Source organism: Rhodococcus sp. AD45-ID, assembly GCF_003023755.1.
GTDB classification, from domain to species: domain Bacteria; phylum Actinomycetota; class Actinomycetes; order Mycobacteriales; family Mycobacteriaceae; genus Rhodococcus_F; species Rhodococcus_F globerula.
Genome location: NZ_PYHL01000002.1, coordinates 1,194,343 through 1,210,969, shown reverse-complemented (window position 1 = coordinate 1,210,969; position 16,627 = coordinate 1,194,343). Strand labels below are relative to the sequence as shown.

Below are 16,627 nucleotides of genomic sequence, written 5' to 3'. Positions count from 1 at the left end.
TTTGTCATCGAATACCGTCCTTCGCCCACTACCCGCCGACAGTCACCCCGCGAACACTGGATTGTGGAGAAATACGGATGTCGCCCGCAAGGAGGACCCATGACCGGCACCAGATCACCGACCGACGTCACTCGCGATCACGTCGTCATAGACCGACGCGGGCTCGACGACCTGATCACAGTATTGTCCGCCGAGGGTTACCGCGTCATCGGCCCCACGATCCGCGACAGCGCCATCGTTCTCGATACGCTCGTATCCGGTGACCAATTGCCGGCGGGCTGGGGTGTAGAGACCGGTCCTGGTCGATATCGACTGCGTCGGCGGGCAGATGCCGCCGTCTTCGGTCACTCTGCCGGGCCGCAATCGTGGAAGCAGTATCTTCATCCAGCGCGTCAACAACTGTGGAGCCAATCCCAGGACGGTATGTTCCACGCGCCGGCGACCACGCCGGTGAAATATGCCTTTCTCGGCGTACGCGCGTGTGACCTTGCAGCGATCGGAATACTCGAGACGGTCCTGGCCGCCGGCGGACGTTCGAGTACCGGTCCTGTCGAGAATCTGTTCATCATCGCCGCCAACTGCACCGAACCCGGCGGGGTCTGTTTCTGTGCGTCGATGAATACCGGCCCCGAAGCCAGAAGCGGGTACGACTTGTCTCTGACCGAAAGAATCGACGACGACGGCCACCGATTCATTACACGGGTCGGCACCGAAGAAGGAGCACGGATACTCGCACTCGTCCGAAGCAGACAAGCCACTGACCGGGAAACTACCGAGGCCGCACGAGCTGTCGCCGACGCGGCACACCACATGGGCCGCGAAATGCCCGACATCAACCTTCGCGGCATGCTCCGCGACGCTCGGGACGCCGATGTCTGGGAGGACGTCGCCTCGCGGTGCTTGACGTGCGGAAACTGCACAATGGTCTGTCCGACATGCTTTTGCACCACCTCCGAGGACGTCTCCGACCTCACAGGTGACCATGTAGAACGTTGGCAGCACTGGTCGTCGTGTTTCGACCTGGACTATTCACAACTGCACGGCGGCATAGTACGGACCAGCGGCGAAAGCCGTTATCGCCAGTGGATTTCTCATAAACTCGGCACCTGGCACGACCAATTCGGTTCGTCCGGATGCGTTGGGTGCGGTCGATGCATCGACTGGTGTCCCGTGGGAATCGACATCACGGCAGAAGCGGCTCGCCTGACTGGTGCCTTGAATGTGGAACCCGACAGCAATACCGGTGGTCTCTGATGAGCGAACCCCCAGGCAACGCCTGCCCGAAAGGATTCGAGGACCTTGCCGATGACCAACAGCGCCGGCTCGCTACTATCTCTCACGAAGTGCAGTTCGCGGAAGGTGCCGTGCTGTTTCACGAGAGCGGCCACGCTGACAGGTGCTGGTTACTTCAGTCAGGCCGAATTGCCCTCACCACAAAGATTCCCGGGCGCGGCGACGAAACTGTCGAAACGCTGTCCGTCGGCGAAGTGTTAGGCGTTTCTTGGTTCAGCCCGCCTCGACAATGGCAGTGGACAGCGACTGCGCTCACACCCGTGACAGCAGTCGAGATCGATGCCACGATGCTGCAAGCGGTCGCCGAAAGCGATCCTGCGCTCGGACGGGCAGTGTACTCGATCCTCGCGGACACACTCCTCCACCGAATGCAGGCGACGCGCGCACGCTTGCTCGATGTCTATGCACGCGAGCATGTTCGGTAAGCCGTCGAGCGAGCGGGGCATGGCTCCCCGACGCGATGCACTCGTGCCAACCGCCTGCCGAGTCATTTCTCACCACGACGAGAACAGCGATACTTCGACCCTGACCCTGGCCGCACCCGAGCATGAGTTCCCCGGGTTCCGTTCCGGACAGTTCATGATGGTCTATGCGCGGGCGGTGGGTGAGATTCCCTTGTCGATCAGTGGAGACCCCACTCGTACCGATCACACTGTGGTCCATACTGTTCGGGCTGTCGGGGCGGTCAGTCGCGCACTGCACGAAGCGTGTGTCGGTGATGTCGTCGGCATACGAGGGCCTTTCGGAGCTGGATGGGATCTGGAGTCTGCGAAGGATGATCTGATTGTCGTCGCCGGTGGGGTCGGCTTGGCGGCAGTGCGTTCGGCGGTCCTGGAGGCACTGGCTTGCGGTCGATTTCGTCGTATCGCCCTCCATGTCGGCGCTCGCCGACCATCCGATCTGTTGTACAGCGCGGATCTCGATACCTGGAGTAGGGGAAACGTGGTGGACGTCGAGTTATCCGTCGACGTGGCCGATCCTGCCTGGCGCGGGCATGTCGGCTTTGTCACGCAGTCACTCGGAAGAGGTGTTCTCGAACCCGAATCCACGACGGTTCTTCTGTGCGGGCCTGAGCCGATGATGCGGATGTCGGCTCGCACCATGATCGGTAGAGGAATTGCACCGCAGAATATTCGGGTTTCACTCGAGAGGAACATGCAGTGCGGGGCCGGGCTGTGTGGGCATTGCCAACTCGGCGAACTTCTACTCTGTCGTGACGGTCCGGTGGTCGACTATTCCGTAGCCGAGCCACTTCTCGTAGTGAAGGAGTTGTGATGAGCACCCCGACTATGGCGGTCTGGAAGTTCGCATCCTGCGATGGATGCCAGTTGACGCTGCTCGATTGTGAAGACGAATTGCTCCCTTTGGCCGAGACCGTTCACATTTCGCACTTCCTCGAGATGTCGAGTGCTGTGGAAGTGGGACCCTACGACCTCTCACTGGTCGAGGGGTCGATCACCACCGCTGCCGATGTCGAACGTATTCACCGAATCCGGGACAACTCCGAATATTTGGTGACGATCGGGGCCTGCGCGACTTCTGGTGGAATACAGGCCCTGCGGAACTTTGCGGACATCACCGAGTTCATGTCCGTTGTCTATGCGAGCCCCGAATACATCGACACTCTCGCCACCTCCACACCGATCGCCGCCCATGTGCCGGTCGATTTCGAATTGCGGGGCTGTCCTATCGATCGTCGACAACTACTCGAGGTGATCTCGTCGTATTTGGCCAGACGCAAGCCCAATATCCCGGACACCAGTGTTTGCGCCGAGTGCAAACGACGCGGTCTTACCTGCGTCATGGTCTCCGACGGCACACCGTGCCTGGGGCCGGTCACACATTCCGGCTGCGGCGCGCTGTGCCCCGCGCAGTCGCGGGGGTGCTACGGATGTTTCGGTCCGTCGTCCGATCCGAACTTGACTGCCATGTCCGGGTGGCTGCGCACCTGCGGGATGACCGACGAGGGCATCGAGCGCGTCTTCTCGACCTTCAACGTCGCCTCCCCCGAGTTCGACGGGATCAGGCGAGATGGACAATGACAGCGCCCGGAATACCACCCGGGTGACGCTGGGTTCCCTTGCACGTGTGGAAGGGGAAGGCCGCCTGTCCTTCACGGTCCGAGATGGCCGTGTCGAAGCCGCTGAGTTGAACATCTACGAACCCCCACGGTTCTTCGAGTCGTTTCTCCGTGGCCGCGATTTCCGCGAACCTCCCGACATCACCTCCAGGATTTGTGGAATCTGTCCTGTTGCTTATCAAGTCAGCGCATGCAACGCGATCGAGCAGGCCTGCGATGCCGACCTCGACCAACCGATCCTCGATCTGCGCCGACTCCTCTATTGCGGCGAGTGGATCGCCAGCCACACTCTGCACATCTACCTGCTCCATGCTCCTGACTTCCTGAACGTGAGCGATGCCGTCGAACTCGCCCGCATCGCCCGTGCCGACGTCGAACGTGGCCTGGCCTTGAAGAAAGCAGGAAACGCGATACTCGACCTGATCGGTGGTCGATCGATTCACCCGGTCAATGTGCGCCTCGGCGGCTTTTATCGAGCGCCGACGCTCAGCGAACTCGGGCCTCTCGCCGAACAATTGCGCACGGCGCTCGACGACGCTCTCGCGACGCTGCGGTGGGTGTCGCACTTCGAGTTCCCCGATGCCGAGATCGATTACGATCTGCTCGCACTTACACACACTGGCCAGTATCCGATCGAAAATGGTTCATTGACAACCGCATCCGGATCGATTTTCGCGCCGTCAGAGTTCTGCGATCATGTCGAGGAACGCCAGGTTCCTCATTCGACGGCGCTGCACGCATACCTCGACGGCCACGCCTATCTCACGGGGCCGTTGGCGCGATACAGTCTCAACTCCGCCGAACTATCGGATACCGCACGTCAAGCGGCCACCGAAGCAGGCTTGGGAGCAGTGTGCCGCAACCCTTTTCAGAGCATTGTGGTGCGCGCGGTAGAAACCGTATTTGCGGTAGACGAGGCGTTACGACTGATACGCGAGTACCAACGACCGGATCAACCGTACGTCGACGTCTCGCCCCATGCCGCGACCGGGTACGGCGTCAGCGAAGCACCGCGGGGCGTGCTGTACCACAGCTATCAACTCGATCCAGAAGGCCGGATCCTGCGCGCCACCATCATTCCGCCCACCTCACAAAATCAGGCAGCCATCGAAGACGACCTCCGCAAGACCCTCGCCGCGAATCTGATGTTGACAGACACCGAGTTGGCAAAGCTGTGCGAGAAAACCATCCGGAACTACGACCCCTGCATCTCCTGTGCCACCCATTTCCTCGATCTGACGATCGACCGCGCATGACCGTCACGGTGATCGGGATCGGCAACGACTTTCGCCGCGACGACGGCGTCGGACTTGCCGTAGCGCAAGCGATACGGCACCTGCACCCTGCCGGCGCCCGTGTAGTGACCACGAACGGCGAGGCTTCCACGCTGATCGATACCTGGTCCGGCTCGGAGTTGGCGGTATTTGTCGACTCGTATCTCCAGACACACGCTGTCGATAGTTCACGGCAACCGGGAAGGATACGTCGATTCACGAGCTGGCCGACCGAACACTGCGGACACTGCACCAGCTCACATGGACTGGGCATCGTCGAAGCGCTGGCATTGGGGGCTGCACTCGACCGAAAACCACGCCGCGTGGCGATCTATACAGTCGAGGCACAAGACATCGGTTTCGGCATCGGACTTTCACCCCCCGTTGCGGCGTCCGTCTCCGTAGTTGTATCCGCGATCATCGAAGAGATCGTCAACCCTGCGAAGATCCCTTCGTCGAACAGATCACGGACTTTCGCCGTCGAATACGGCACTTCGCCTCTATGCCACAGGTCGTTCACCCCAGGACAATGAAAAAGTGACCGTACCGCGAACCACACCATTCCGCCACGGAGACAACATGTGTCAGTCGCAGCAACAACGGCGAAACGATCGCGAGATCGTGGTCACGTGTCATCGGTGCGACCAGCGACACGTGAATGCAGAGGAGTCGATCCATGAACGAAAAACACTGGTCGGTGGACATCACCATCGACGAGCACACATCAGCAAACGGTAACCGCACTCGCGCGATCGCGCGACTGCATTCACAGGACGACACGCACTTCGCCGGCGCGGGATTCGCACGCCGCAACCCGTCCGACCTCGACGTACCCGAAATCGGTGACGAACTCGCAGCCTCGCGCGCTCTTGCAGACCTGTCGCGACAATTGATCGAAGCCACCAGAGTGGATCTCGTGGGCATCACGCATGAGCCTATTCACCTGACTTCCTGAGCCGATTCGTTCAGCACGCGCGAGGAAGGTGAAAGGTAATGTCGGACAAGTTAACTCCACTCGATGCCGGGTTTCTCGAAGTCGAGGATTCGGATTCCCACGCGAGTCTCGCCATCGGGGCATTGGTGATAGCCGAAGGCCCCGTACCGACCGATCGCGAGTTTCTCGAGCGATTGAGCTCACGGATACGATTCATCCCACACGGCACGGACTGTCTCCATACAGTTCCCGTCGATCTGGCGGCCCCGACGTGGACGGCGGATCCGAACTTCGATCCGGCGCGCCATGTTATGAGGATCGCAGTGCCCTCGCCCGGGCGACTGCAAGACGTTGCCGCGACGGTGGCGTGGATCATGTCCGAGCGGCTGGATCGAGATCGCCCACTCTGGCAGTGCTGGCTGATCGAAGGCCTCGAAGCAGATCGGTGGGCAGTACTGACGAAAGCGCACCATTCGCTGGTGGACGGGGTCAGTGGCGCTCGCTTGTTCGACGTACTGTTCGACTCGCCGCCGGAATCCGAACCGGTTGGTGACAACACCACGAGCACGAGCGGTACCGCATCGGAGAAATCGGCGTCCCTGTACAGCACGTTCATCGGTGTTTCGACCGCCGCGCTGGGCGCACCTGTCCGTGTGTCTCGCCAGCTACTGCGGAGAGCCGCGGGTTTTGCACACCTTCTCGGCGATGTGCTGACCCCGAGCCGCCGAACGACGCTGATCGGGCCGATCGGTAGTCAGCGGAGATACGCCACGGCCAACGTTCGGATGCAGGACGTGAAGGCAATTTGTTCGACGTTCGACGTAACCGTCAACGACGTGGCACTGGCTTGCGTGACTGGTGCTCTTCGTTCACTTCTTCTGCACCGCAACGAGGACCCCGACGGGCACTCAGTGCGTTGCCTCGTGCCGGTGTCGGTTCGGACACCCGGCGGCGATGTATCGCCGCACAACGAGGTTTCTCTTCTTCTCCCGTTCCTTCCCGTGGACGTACCCGATCCTGTCGACCGACTTCAGGTGATTCACGAGAGACTCTCACGGTACAAGCGAGGAGGGGAATCTCGCAGTGGTCACTTTGTCACGACGCTCGCCCAGTATGTCCCGTTCGTATCGTCTGCATGGTTCGTGCGACTTGCGGCGCGGGTTCCTCAGCAAAGCATCGTCACCGTTGTCACCGACATCCCTGGACCTACAAGGAAATGCCGACTGATGGGTCGAGAGATAGTCAGCATCTACCCTTTCGTGCCGATTGCCGTGCGCTTGCGGCTCGGATTCGCACTACTGAGCTACAGCGGCCAATTCGCGTTCGGCATCACAGCCGACTACGATTCTGTCCCCGAAATCGATCTTTTACCAACGTTTTTGGAGAGTGAACTGAGAATCCTCGTGAGCGCCCAGGAGTCGAGCGTACGAGAACCCGACGACACAACCGAGAGTGGACCGTAGCTTCGGCTACGCCTGCCCGGATCGGCGCCGCCGCGTCCACCTCCATATCTCGTCACACCCCCACACCAGGATCGGCAACGGCAGTAGCCACAGAACCTGGTACCACTCTGGTGTCACTGTTCCGAATACTCGCTGCAATGACGGTACCGTCACCACAATGGCGGCGAATGCCACTTCGAACGCAATTCCCCACAGCAACAACCGATTCGAGAACAGTCCGATCTGCTGCAGAGACGCATGCTCGGTGCGCGATGCCATCGCCGTGCCGATCTGACAGGACACGATCCCGAGAAGACTCATTGTCGTGGCCAGCTTCCAGGTGTGCTCGAGCGAGCCAGTCGACACGTCCGCCCCGAAAGTCCACCCTCCTGATAGGAGAGTTGCCATGAACAGGCCCATGACTGCCGCTGCCGAGACCCCACCGAGCAATCCCCACGACCGAATCAGCATCGCTTTGTCCACGACATTTTGCGAGGCTTTTCGCGGCGCCCTATCCATCAGTCCGGGTTCTTCTTGTTCGCGGCCCAGTGCCAACGCCGGCAACGTCTCGGTACCCAAGTCGATCGCCAGTATTTGCATCACTGTCAGAGGAAGCGGAATCTGCCCTCCGGACAGCGCGTAGACGAGAAAGGGCACCACTTCCGGTGTGGCGTGCGCAAAAATGTAGACGATGAATTTCCGGACGTTGTCGTAGACCCTGCGCCCTGCTTGGACGGCTTCGACGATGGTGGCGAAATTGTCGTCGGTGAGCACCATCGTCGCTGCTTCCCGGGCGACATCGGTGCCGGATCTGCCCATTGCGACCCCGATATCCGACCTTCGCAGTGCCGGAGCGTCGTTGACGCCGTCGCCGGTCATCGCGACCACATATCCGCCAGCGCGTAGAGCGTCCGTTATCCGCAGCTTCTCCTCGGGCGAACTGCGCGCGAAGATGATCTCGTTTTCGGTGTAGAGGAGCGCGTCGAGGTCCTTCTCCGACATATCTTCGAGTTCAGCTCCGGTCACCACCTGCAAACCTCTGTGCCCGATCCCCACACTTTCGGCAATTCCGCGGGCGGTCAGGCCGTGATCGCCTGTCACCACGATGATGCGAATTCCGGCCGAATGGCATTTCGCTACAGCGTTCTTGACTTCGGGTCGTGGCGGATCGATCATCGCGGCGATGCCGAGCAACGTCATCTCTCGTTCGGCCTCGCCACGATCGAATAGTTCTCCGCCGGCAACGCTGACCGAGCGTTCTGCCACCGCGATCAGTCTCAGGCCCTCGCCTGCCCAATCATGCACCAGCGCAGCAAGGTCGGAGCGATCTTCAGCCGTAATGTTGCGCTGCGCCCGTTCGGGTTCTGCGATGTGCGTGCACAGGGACAGGATTTCCTCCGGCGCGCCCTTCGCGTAGATCTCGAACCGATCGTCGACTCGATCCACCGTCGACATCCGGCGTAGTTCGGGATCGAACGGGAAAGTGGCGTCATGGCCTTTCGTCGTGGGAGATAGAGGCTCGCCGATCAGAACCGCTGCGCGCAACATCGCCAACTCCGTGGGATCCCCGGTGCTCGTGTTCTCTCCGGTCGGCGTGTCGTCGCGTAGTTCAGCAGAGCAACAGGATGCGACGGCGTGTGCCATCCGGCGCGGCAGGGATTCGTCAGGCTGAGGTTGATTGTTTCCGTCGAAAGTGAGAACACCACCCGGTGTCCATATCTTGATCGTGTGCATACGGTTGACAGTCAGTGTCCCGGTCTTGTCGGTGCAGATCACGCTCGTGGAACCGAGCGTCTCGACCGCCGAAATCCGTTTGACCAGAGCACCCCTCCTGGCGAGTGTGCGTACTCCGACAGCCAAAGCCAGCGTGATGGTCGGCAGAAGTCCTTCCGGAACGTTGGCCACAAGGAGCCCGATTGCAAAGTTCACCGAATCCCTCCAGGACAGTCCCGCAATCAGACTCCCGAGTGGTATGAACGCCGCACCCATCACGACGGCCACGCAGGCAATCAGCCACGCCACCTTCTTCACTTGCTTCTCGAGCGGGCTTTCGTCCCGTCCTACCCGTTCGGACAGAGCCGCGATTCGTCCGATCTCAGTCTTCATGCCGGTGGCAAAGACCAATCCGATTGCCTTGCCGCCCAACACGTCCGTCCCGCTGAAGGCGATGTCCCGAGCCGCCACAAGAGGACCTGTGCCGCCACCTGAATCAGCGGAAATGGAGACGGGAATGGACTCTCCGGTCAGTGCCGACAGATCGACCTGGACGGAACCGGACACCAACCGTGCATCTGCCGATACCCGGCCCCCCTCGTCGAGAACGACAACATCGCCCGGAACGAGGGCCCGCGCGTCAACGACTGTCTCGACCCGGTCCCGCAACACTGTCGCCTGAGAAGGAAGGAATGCAGAGAGCGCCTCCACCGCTTGCTCGGCGTGTAATTCCTGGACGAACGCAAAGACCGCATTGACCAGAATCACGAAGACGATTGCCACGCCTAACGGGGTAGCGCCACTGACAACCGCGAGCGCCGAAGCCATCCACAGAAGCAGCGCGAGCGGATGAGTCAACTGCCGAAGCACCTGACCTGGCCACTCACGCCCGCGCCGACGCTGGAGTTCGTTCGGTCCGTGGACAATAGCTCGACGCTCCGCTTCCCTCAACGAGAGGCCGTGCCGACCTGACCTCAGATCACGAAACATCCGTTCGACGGATTCACGCGGATTCACCGCATCCGATTCCGAATCGACGACCGTTTCGGACACACGCACCTCCCACACGGATCGAAAGTCCGCGAACAGTTACTCGGTTCGAGGTTTCTCCGTACACGAGCGCAATACCAGGGTCATCGGTCGTCAAATCGTGGCTCACGACCTGCCAGATCGGAATCGAGGTCGCAGGCCATGCAACTAGTGACATTCGACCATGTAGACGACGGTCAGATGGGCGCGAGGCTGGACGGTAAACGGAACACGTCCCTCACGTCCTGGCCTCCAGCGGGACTGGGCAGTTCGAGTCCGTTCTGCACAGAACCAGGAATCACCATGAACGCAACGATCGTCGTCGTCATCATCGTCATCGTCGTCGCATTTCTGCTTTTCGCAATGGCAGTGCGAGTGGTCACCCAGTACGAGCGCGGTGTTCACTTCCGGCTCGGAAGGATCATCGCGGTGCGCAATCCCGGCCTCACGCTCATCATTCCCGCGATCGACCGGATGACCAAGGTCTCCATGCGTATCGTTACGATGCCGATCCAATCGCAGGAATCATCACCCGTGACAATGTAAGCGTCGACATTGCGGCAGTTGCCTACTACCGCGTCATCGATGCCGAGAAATCAGTGGTCACTATCGAAAATGTCAGTTCCGCCATCAACCAGATCGCCCAAACCACTCTTCGCAACGTAGTAGGTCAACACTCTCTCGACGAAGTCTTGTCCGAGACAGCGGTGATCAACACCAGCATTCGTCAGATACTCGACACAACCACGCTGGACTGGGGTGTCGAGGTAACGCTGGTAGAGCTCAAGGACATTCAGCTGCCCGAGAGCATGAAGCGAGCGATGGCTCGCGAAGCTGAGGCCGAACGGGAGAAGAGAGCGAAGATCATTGCAGCCGAAGGTGAAGCGCGTGCCGCCGCCGGACTCGGCGAAGCGTCGGACACCATGATGGCCCACCCGTTGGCACTCCAACTGCGTAATTTGCAGACCCTTGCCGAACTCGGTGTCGAGAAGAACACCACCGTCGTATTCCCCGCGCCGCTGATGAGCGCAATCGGCGAACTGGGGTCGTTCCTCCAACGGGAAACGACTTCTGCCGAAGAGCTGTCCAGCCGCGGGTCGAATGAAAACACCGTCAACGAAACAATCTTCGACGACAACGCCCTCAACACCATCCGTTCGTGACGTAGCCCGTCAACTCATGCCGCTCCGGAAGGCGGACACCATGCGCAGCTATCTGATTCGCTCGATCACTCGGCCCAGTCGCTGGTGGAATCAGGTGCCGTGGTCCTCGAACCGGCTGATGCGCCCCTCGGACCGACTCCTGTCCTCTCTGATTATCGCCGCATGCGCAATCGGCGCTCTCGGAATACCTGTCTCGGCGGCAATCGGGACTTCCGTCTACATATCCGGCCGAGCCCGAATCGAACAGCAGTACAACACCTACCGACAGTGGAACGGAACAGTCGCAAACACCTCTCCATCGGTTCCATCGACTCCCGAGATTCCAGCAAACCCGATAGGTGCGGAGACAAAAGTTGCCGGTGCCGCGAGGAAAGTCGTGACGTGGACGATGAACGGAAACTCCCGCACCGAACCGGTGATTGCACACTTCGGTGCGCATGACGGTGACACGATCAAGGTCTGGACGAACGGCAACGGCGACCAGGTTCAACCACCACCAGAAACGTCGATTGCGGCCGTAGACGGAGTGGCCGCTGCGATCGTGTTGTACTGTGCGACCGTTTTCGCGATGTGCATGATGATTTCCGCAGCACGAACAATGATCGGTTGGCACAACGATCGGATGTGGGACATGGAGTGGAAGAACAAATTTCAGCAGCAGGCGTGAAACCTGAAAACCTCCGCAACGAAATCAACCACGCGCATCCTCATCCTCCGTTTCCGGCTCGTCGGCAAGAACGAAATAGCTTTGTTCCTCTTGGCGGAAGTGCAGCCTCAGTACGGCATACAGCCCGTACAGGCAGGCAAGGAGGTCTTGTACCTGCTCCGCTTCCACCTCACCATTGAGGTCGGCGGTTCTGACGTGATAACCCAACCTTCGACTGAGACGCTCGATTTCGGCGTGCGCGCCGGCCATTGTCGCGATCGAATCCGCGCCACCAATCGAACGCTCCAACATAGGGTAGAGATTCGCCCCCTCGGAACGCTCGTGGGGAAGAATCACGTCTTGGAGAAATCTGTCGGTCTCATGAAGTCGACGCAAAGCCGACGTACGATCTCCACTCACCACCGCCTCTGCGGTGACACGGATTACTTCCAGTTCATCTCGCATCTTTCGATGGTCAGAGGAAAATCCTCGGAGCATCGTCAACAACGGCGGATCGAGTACCGGAGCCGTGGATCTTCCGCCGTTCAGTGCACGTAACGCGTTGAGTATCACGGCAACATCGATCAACTCCTGTAACAAGGCACCGACTGCGGGAATCAGGAATCCGAAGGCAGCAAAGATCATCGCGGCGAGCGACAGTGTTGTTCCGAGTATCGCGCTCTGTAGCGCGATTCGGCGGGATCGACGGGCAATGTCCATGGCGTCGGCAACGCGGGAGAGTCGATCGGTTGTCAGAACCACGTCGGCCGCCTCCGACGACGCTGTCGCGCCGCGCGCGCCCATCGCGATTCCGACCGATGCTGCCGCCAAGGCCGGTGCGTCGTTGATTCCGTCACCGACCATCAGCGTCACCGCCTGGGCCGACTCTTCGCGGACACGTGCGACTTTGTCGTCCGGTTCTTGTTCTGCATGAACGCAATCGAGCCCCAATGCAGATCCGACCTCGACTGCGGGTTCTGGTCGGTCACCCGTCAGCATGACAATCTTGCGTATCCCGGCTGAGCGCAGTCGCCGTATCGTCCACGGCGCGTCCGTCCGTATCGGGTCGAGCAGTAGAATTGCGCCACTGAGAGTGCCGTCGATACTCACCCAGGCAATCACGGCGCCGTCCAGACGCGCACGATTCTCCACTGCGGCAACCCACTCGGGACGATCGACAGTCCCGTCAATTCTCCCCACTGTGACGATTCGGCCGTCGACCGTCGCAACAACACCATAGCCGGGTCGCTCAGTCACCATTTCTGGTGTGCTCAGCGATAATCCACGTGAGCGGGCACTGCGAACGATCGCTTCGGCCAAAATATGTGACGACACCTGATCGGCAGATGCCGCCAATCGAAGGAGCGTCGCACTGTCGTAGCTATCACCACATACAACATCTGATTGTGTCGGCCGTCCGCTGGTCAGAGTACCTGTCTTGTCGATAACGAGGGTGTGGGCGCTTCCGAGCTTCTCGAGCGCTCCACCCGACCTGACGATCACGCCGATGCGCGAAGCGCGCGAAAGTCCGGAGACAATGGCCACGGGAGCGGCCAACAACAACGGGCACGGCGTCGCGACAACCAGCACCGCGACAGCCCGAGGGAAGGAGTCACTGATAGCCCACGCGGAACCGGATATGATCAACGTGGCCGGAAGGAACCAACCCGCTACCCGATCAGCGAGTCGCACAACCGGTGCGCTCTCGGCTGCCGCGTCCTGCGCCAACCGAACGATTCCTGCGTAGGTGCTCGATTGCGCATCGCGACTTGCCTCGATGCGGCAGGCCCCACCGGCATTGACCGCACCGCTCCGCACGGCGTCGCTCACAGGTCTTTCCACGACGTTGGCCTCGCCGGTCAGTGCAGATTCGTCCAGCAGTGCCGGCTCGCCGACAATCCAACCGTCGGTGGGCACCACGCTGCCAGGCCCGACCAATATCAGATCTCCGGGACCGATCTCGTCGAGTTTCACTGTCTCGAGTTGTCCGTCATGCTCGCGTTGCGCAGTGCCCGGTACGTGGTCGCGAAGAGAACGCAGATCCCGCGTCGCTCTGCGGTTGGCTGCGGCGTCGAGCGTGCGACCGGTCGCCAACATGACGGCGATCAACGCGCCGGCGAGATATTCGTCGATCCACAGCGTTCCGAGGAGGGAAAGGACGGCGATGACGTCCACGCCCACTCGACCTCGGCGTAGCGCATCGATGACCCACCATGCTGCGGGGATCACGGCCACGATCGCCCCCGCTGCCCACAATGCCTCCGCTGACGGACGACTGTCGAATACCCAGGCGAGAGCGCCAGCAGTCAACGTCGTGACCGTTACGACCAATAGGACCGTCTCTGCGTTGGACAGCAAACGCGCGAGCAGGTCTCGAATCACCGGCATGTTTCCAGCGTGGCTTGGCCGATCGAATATCCGGTAGTGCCGTAATGCCTGGTTCGATCACCGCAAGACCCCGTGACAACCGCCCCGGCTTCCGAACACACTTGAAGGCAAGAGGGGTAGCGAACCGACACTGTCTCGGCAATTCGAGGAGCAAATTCAGGTGGATACGCGGGACTCGTACATCGATGTACACGAGACGACTACAGGTGTGGTCCTTCTTGTCCGTGAGCGCGCGTACAAGATCAAAAAAGCGCTATCGACCGCCTACCTGGATTTCGGAACACCTACGCAACGACAGACGGCGCTGCTCCGCGAACTCGAACTCAACCGCAGGATGAGCCCGGACGTGTATCTGGGCGTAACACAGCTCAACGATCCGCTCGACGCAACAAGAGAGCCGATACTGGTGATGGCCCGGATGCCTGAGGACCGGCGACTGTCATCGATGATCACCTCAGGTCAGGACGCCGCGGGCGAAGTGCACAGTATCGCTTCCCTGATAGCCGATTTCCACCGCCGAGCTATCCGAGGCGCGTGGATAGACGAGCAAGCGACAGCGGAGAGTGTCGGCGCCCGGTGGAAATCGAACATTGCCGAACTACGAGAATTATGTGTCGGCACCGTTCCCGTCGGCAGCGTCGATGAGATCAGCACAATGGCCGAGACGTTCTTGTTGGGCCGAACAGTGCTGTTCGACAGGAGAATTGCCGACGGACATATCGTTGACGGACACGGCGACCTGCTGTCCGACGACATATTCGTCCTTCCTGACGGTCCCCGAATCCTCGATTGCCTCGACTTCGACGACCAACTCAGATTCGTCGACACGATAGACGATGCAAGTTTCCTCGCTATGGACCTGGAATTCCTCGGGCGAGAGGATCTAGCGGACGAGTTTCTCACCACGATAGTCGCGCTGTCGCAGGATCTTCCACCGCGGGCGCTGATCGACCACTACATCGCATATCGTGCGACTGTCCGCGCGAAAGTCGATGCACTGCGTATGAGGCAAGGTGGAACGGGCAGCATCGCGCGACTCGAACGCCACCTCGCTCTTGCCTGTTCTCACCTTCGGCGTGCCGAGGTGCGGTTGTGCCTGGTCGGCGGACTCCCAGGTTCGGGTAAATCAACACTGTCGGTCGGTCTCGCCGAACATACTGGCGCTGTTGTCATTTCGAGTGACCGAGTGCGTCGCGAACTGATGGAGGATGGCACACTCACCGGCGCGGCAGACGAGTACCGGCAAGGTCTCTACTCCCCCGCAGCTCTGGACACGGTCTATGCCGAGATGTTGGCACGGGCGCACCGGCAGCTGACGATGGGACAGTCCGTCATCCTGGATGCGACATGGTCAGATTCCAGGTATCGACACAACGCTCAGGGATTGTGTTTGTCCACGTCGTCGGCGTTGATCGAAATCTGCTGCAGTACGCCGTTACCTGTTGCTGTACAACGAATTGCGATGCGCACGGAGTCGCTGTCCGACGCCACCGCCACAACGGCGGCCGCTATCGAAGCCGGACAGGATCCGTGGCCTGAATCCGTTTCGATCGACACCAACATCGACATCGACGTCAGCATCGAAGCCGCGGTGAATGTGTGGAATTCATCAGGGCATTCACCCGTCGACGGTGCGTAATCACGGTACGACAGTCAGGACCTCCTCGACCGTGCGCCTACCCGAGACAACTGGTTCTGTAGCTCCCAACTGCGCTTGCCCCGATGCTGTCTCCGCGGAATGCGATGATAATCCGATCCGGATCATGATCTGCGGATTCTGGAATGTCTCGCCCGACCTACATGCGACGTCGCGCACGATCTCCCGACTTGCCTCCACCTCCGTGAGGTGTGTCAGTGGACAGGTGGCGAGATGCGAGGCAGTTGCGTGTAGCAATACCGACGACAATGCCTGTCCCGCGTTCAACCAGTCTTTCGGCGTATCCGATGCAGTGCTGAGCAGAACCAACGCAGCATTATCGCGTGCACCGCGTTGGATCTTCAGGTGCCCGGAAGGGAATGCTCGGGCGGATACGTCCTCGTGTGAGGAGAGCGCATCGGGCAATGCACCAAGAGGAACGCCGGCCTCGGCACCATCCGGAGTAGTCCACGCCTCGAGTTCGTTCCAATAGGCGGTATCACTGCGGTGCTCCTGCGCGGCGATCCTGGACGCCTTGTCGAGCATCGCGCCGTAGCGGCGCACGATGACCGTCATCGACGCCTCGAATTCGCGCGCGTTCACTACCAAACCGGTCAACGCCCCAGCCCGAGGTGGATCGAATGGGCGTCTGTCGGTCCGTCGACGCTCCAAGGTCGAGAACAGGGCTGCGCTCGAACCTATCGGTTCCGCTCGACCCCGGAACGTGATCGAGGCCAACAGATCCGGGTCGGTGCGGTCCGGGAGTGTCGCAACGATCGGTTCGAGGAGATTGTGTTCCAGAGCAACTCGCAGGTGATGGAGCGCTGCGCCACAGCTGATGACCAGTTGCCTACCGCTTGGGTCCTCGATTGGGATCGAGCGGCGACGATCGACGTACAGACTGAGTTCACCGCGCCGCAATCGCCAGGACCACGGTTGAATGTTGTGGACGGACGGGGCCAGGCATGCGTATGAAACGGCACTCGAGATCGTTTCGGCATCCGCGCTTGCGTAGTGCACCATGTTCGA

At 60.4% G+C, this 16,627-nt stretch carries 13 protein-coding genes and 1 pseudogene; 11 read left to right on the top strand and 3 right to left on the bottom strand.

Annotation, left to right across the window (positions count from 1 at the left end):
* The first annotated feature begins 99 nt into the window (after positions 1–99).
* From C7T36_RS21905 to C7T36_RS21870, 8 genes are all read left to right on the top strand, one after another.
* On the top strand, positions 100–1,254 hold the full coding sequence (locus tag C7T36_RS21905) for a 4Fe-4S dicluster domain-containing protein (RefSeq protein WP_045067649.1): 1,155 nt from the start codon (positions 100–102) through the stop codon (positions 1,252–1,254).
* A complete protein-coding gene (locus C7T36_RS21900; RefSeq protein ID WP_045067647.1) occupies positions 1,254–1,718 on the top strand; it encodes a Crp/Fnr family transcriptional regulator in 465 nt (154 codons plus the stop codon). The genes C7T36_RS21905 and C7T36_RS21900 overlap by 1 nt, the downstream gene beginning before the upstream one ends.
* Positions 1,696–2,568, top strand: coding sequence for an FAD/NAD(P)-binding protein (locus C7T36_RS21895; RefSeq protein ID WP_239654753.1), 873 nt, complete (start codon positions 1,696–1,698; stop codon positions 2,566–2,568). Before C7T36_RS21900 ends, C7T36_RS21895 begins: the two co-directional genes overlap by 23 nt.
* Positions 2,568–3,335 carry an oxidoreductase gene (locus C7T36_RS21890; RefSeq protein ID WP_045067645.1) on the top strand — a complete coding sequence of 256 codons (768 nt, stop codon included), beginning with the start codon at positions 2,568–2,570 and terminating at the stop codon, positions 3,333–3,335. Before C7T36_RS21895 ends, C7T36_RS21890 begins: the two co-directional genes overlap by 1 nt.
* Entirely contained in the window at positions 3,325–4,629 is a 1,305-nt protein-coding gene (locus C7T36_RS21885; protein WP_045067644.1) for a Ni/Fe hydrogenase subunit alpha, read from the top strand. The genes C7T36_RS21890 and C7T36_RS21885 overlap by 11 nt, the downstream gene beginning before the upstream one ends.
* On the top strand, positions 4,626–5,180 hold the full coding sequence (locus C7T36_RS21880) for a hydrogenase maturation protease (RefSeq protein WP_052683529.1): 555 nt from the start codon (positions 4,626–4,628) through the stop codon (positions 5,178–5,180). Before C7T36_RS21885 ends, C7T36_RS21880 begins: the two co-directional genes overlap by 4 nt.
* Before the next feature lie 143 nt (positions 5,181–5,323).
* The gene (locus C7T36_RS21875) at positions 5,324–5,602 is read left to right on the top strand and encodes a DUF1876 domain-containing protein (RefSeq protein ID WP_045067642.1); all 279 of its coding nucleotides are present in this window, start codon (positions 5,324–5,326) and stop codon (positions 5,600–5,602) included.
* Between the two features lie 38 nt (positions 5,603–5,640).
* Positions 5,641–7,044 carry a wax ester/triacylglycerol synthase family O-acyltransferase gene (locus tag C7T36_RS21870; protein WP_033236224.1) on the top strand — a complete coding sequence of 468 codons (1,404 nt, stop codon included), beginning with the start codon at positions 5,641–5,643 and terminating at the stop codon, positions 7,042–7,044.
* Positions 7,045–7,050: 6 nt separating this feature from the next.
* Here C7T36_RS21870 and C7T36_RS21865 read toward each other — a convergent pair whose 3' ends face one another.
* Complete coding sequence (locus C7T36_RS21865) at positions 7,051–9,789, bottom strand: cation-transporting P-type ATPase (protein ID WP_308811202.1); 2,739 nt, start codon at positions 9,787–9,789, stop codon at positions 7,051–7,053.
* 279 nt (positions 9,790–10,068) lie between these two features.
* On the opposite strand from C7T36_RS21865, the pseudogene C7T36_RS21860 reads away from it, so the two are divergent.
* Positions 10,069–10,928, top strand: a pseudogene (locus tag C7T36_RS21860) (slipin family protein).
* A 40-nt stretch (positions 10,929–10,968) separates the two neighbouring features.
* Positions 10,969–11,595, top strand: a complete 627-nt coding sequence (locus C7T36_RS21855; protein ID WP_045067641.1) for a hypothetical protein — start codon at positions 10,969–10,971, stop codon at positions 11,593–11,595.
* Positions 11,596–11,619: 24 nt separating this feature from the next.
* Here the strand turns inward: C7T36_RS21855 and C7T36_RS21850 are convergent, their stop codons facing one another.
* Positions 11,620–13,962 carry a heavy metal translocating P-type ATPase gene (locus C7T36_RS21850; protein WP_045067640.1) on the bottom strand — a complete coding sequence of 781 codons (2,343 nt, stop codon included), beginning with the start codon at positions 13,960–13,962 and terminating at the stop codon, positions 11,620–11,622.
* Between the two features lie 160 nt (positions 13,963–14,122).
* Between C7T36_RS21850 and C7T36_RS21845 the strand changes: the two genes are divergently transcribed.
* Positions 14,123–15,601 carry an AAA family ATPase gene (locus C7T36_RS21845; RefSeq protein WP_052683528.1) on the top strand — a complete coding sequence of 493 codons (1,479 nt, stop codon included), beginning with the start codon at positions 14,123–14,125 and terminating at the stop codon, positions 15,599–15,601.
* Here C7T36_RS21845 and C7T36_RS21840 read toward each other — a convergent pair whose 3' ends face one another.
* Positions 15,602–16,621, bottom strand: coding sequence for an Acg family FMN-binding oxidoreductase (locus C7T36_RS21840; protein ID WP_045067638.1), 1,020 nt, complete (start codon positions 16,619–16,621; stop codon positions 15,602–15,604).
* Positions 16,622–16,627 lie beyond the last annotated feature (6 nt).

Coding starts and splice junctions, on each gene's coding strand:
- C7T36_RS21905 (WP_045067649.1), top strand. CDS start 100: ATGACCGGCACCAGATCACCGACCGACGTCACTCGCGATCACGTCGTC.
- C7T36_RS21890 (WP_045067645.1), top strand. CDS start 2,568: ATGAGCACCCCGACTATGGCGGTCTGGAAGTTCGCATCCTGCGATGGA.
- C7T36_RS21875 (WP_045067642.1), top strand. CDS start 5,324: ATGAACGAAAAACACTGGTCGGTGGACATCACCATCGACGAGCACACA.
- C7T36_RS21900 (WP_045067647.1), top strand. CDS start 1,254: ATGAGCGAACCCCCAGGCAACGCCTGCCCGAAAGGATTCGAGGACCTT.
- C7T36_RS21855 (WP_045067641.1), top strand. CDS start 10,969: ATGCGCAGCTATCTGATTCGCTCGATCACTCGGCCCAGTCGCTGGTGG.
- C7T36_RS21850 (WP_045067640.1), bottom strand. CDS start 13,962: ATGCCGGTGATTCGAGACCTGCTCGCGCGTTTGCTGTCCAACGCAGAG.
- C7T36_RS21870 (WP_033236224.1), top strand. CDS start 5,641: ATGTCGGACAAGTTAACTCCACTCGATGCCGGGTTTCTCGAAGTCGAG.
- C7T36_RS21895 (WP_239654753.1), top strand. CDS start 1,696: ATGCACGCGAGCATGTTCGGTAAGCCGTCGAGCGAGCGGGGCATGGCT.
- C7T36_RS21840 (WP_045067638.1), bottom strand. CDS start 16,621: ATGGTGCACTACGCAAGCGCGGATGCCGAAACGATCTCGAGTGCCGTT.
- C7T36_RS21885 (WP_045067644.1), top strand. CDS start 3,325: ATGGACAATGACAGCGCCCGGAATACCACCCGGGTGACGCTGGGTTCC.
- C7T36_RS21880 (WP_052683529.1), top strand. CDS start 4,626: ATGACCGTCACGGTGATCGGGATCGGCAACGACTTTCGCCGCGACGAC.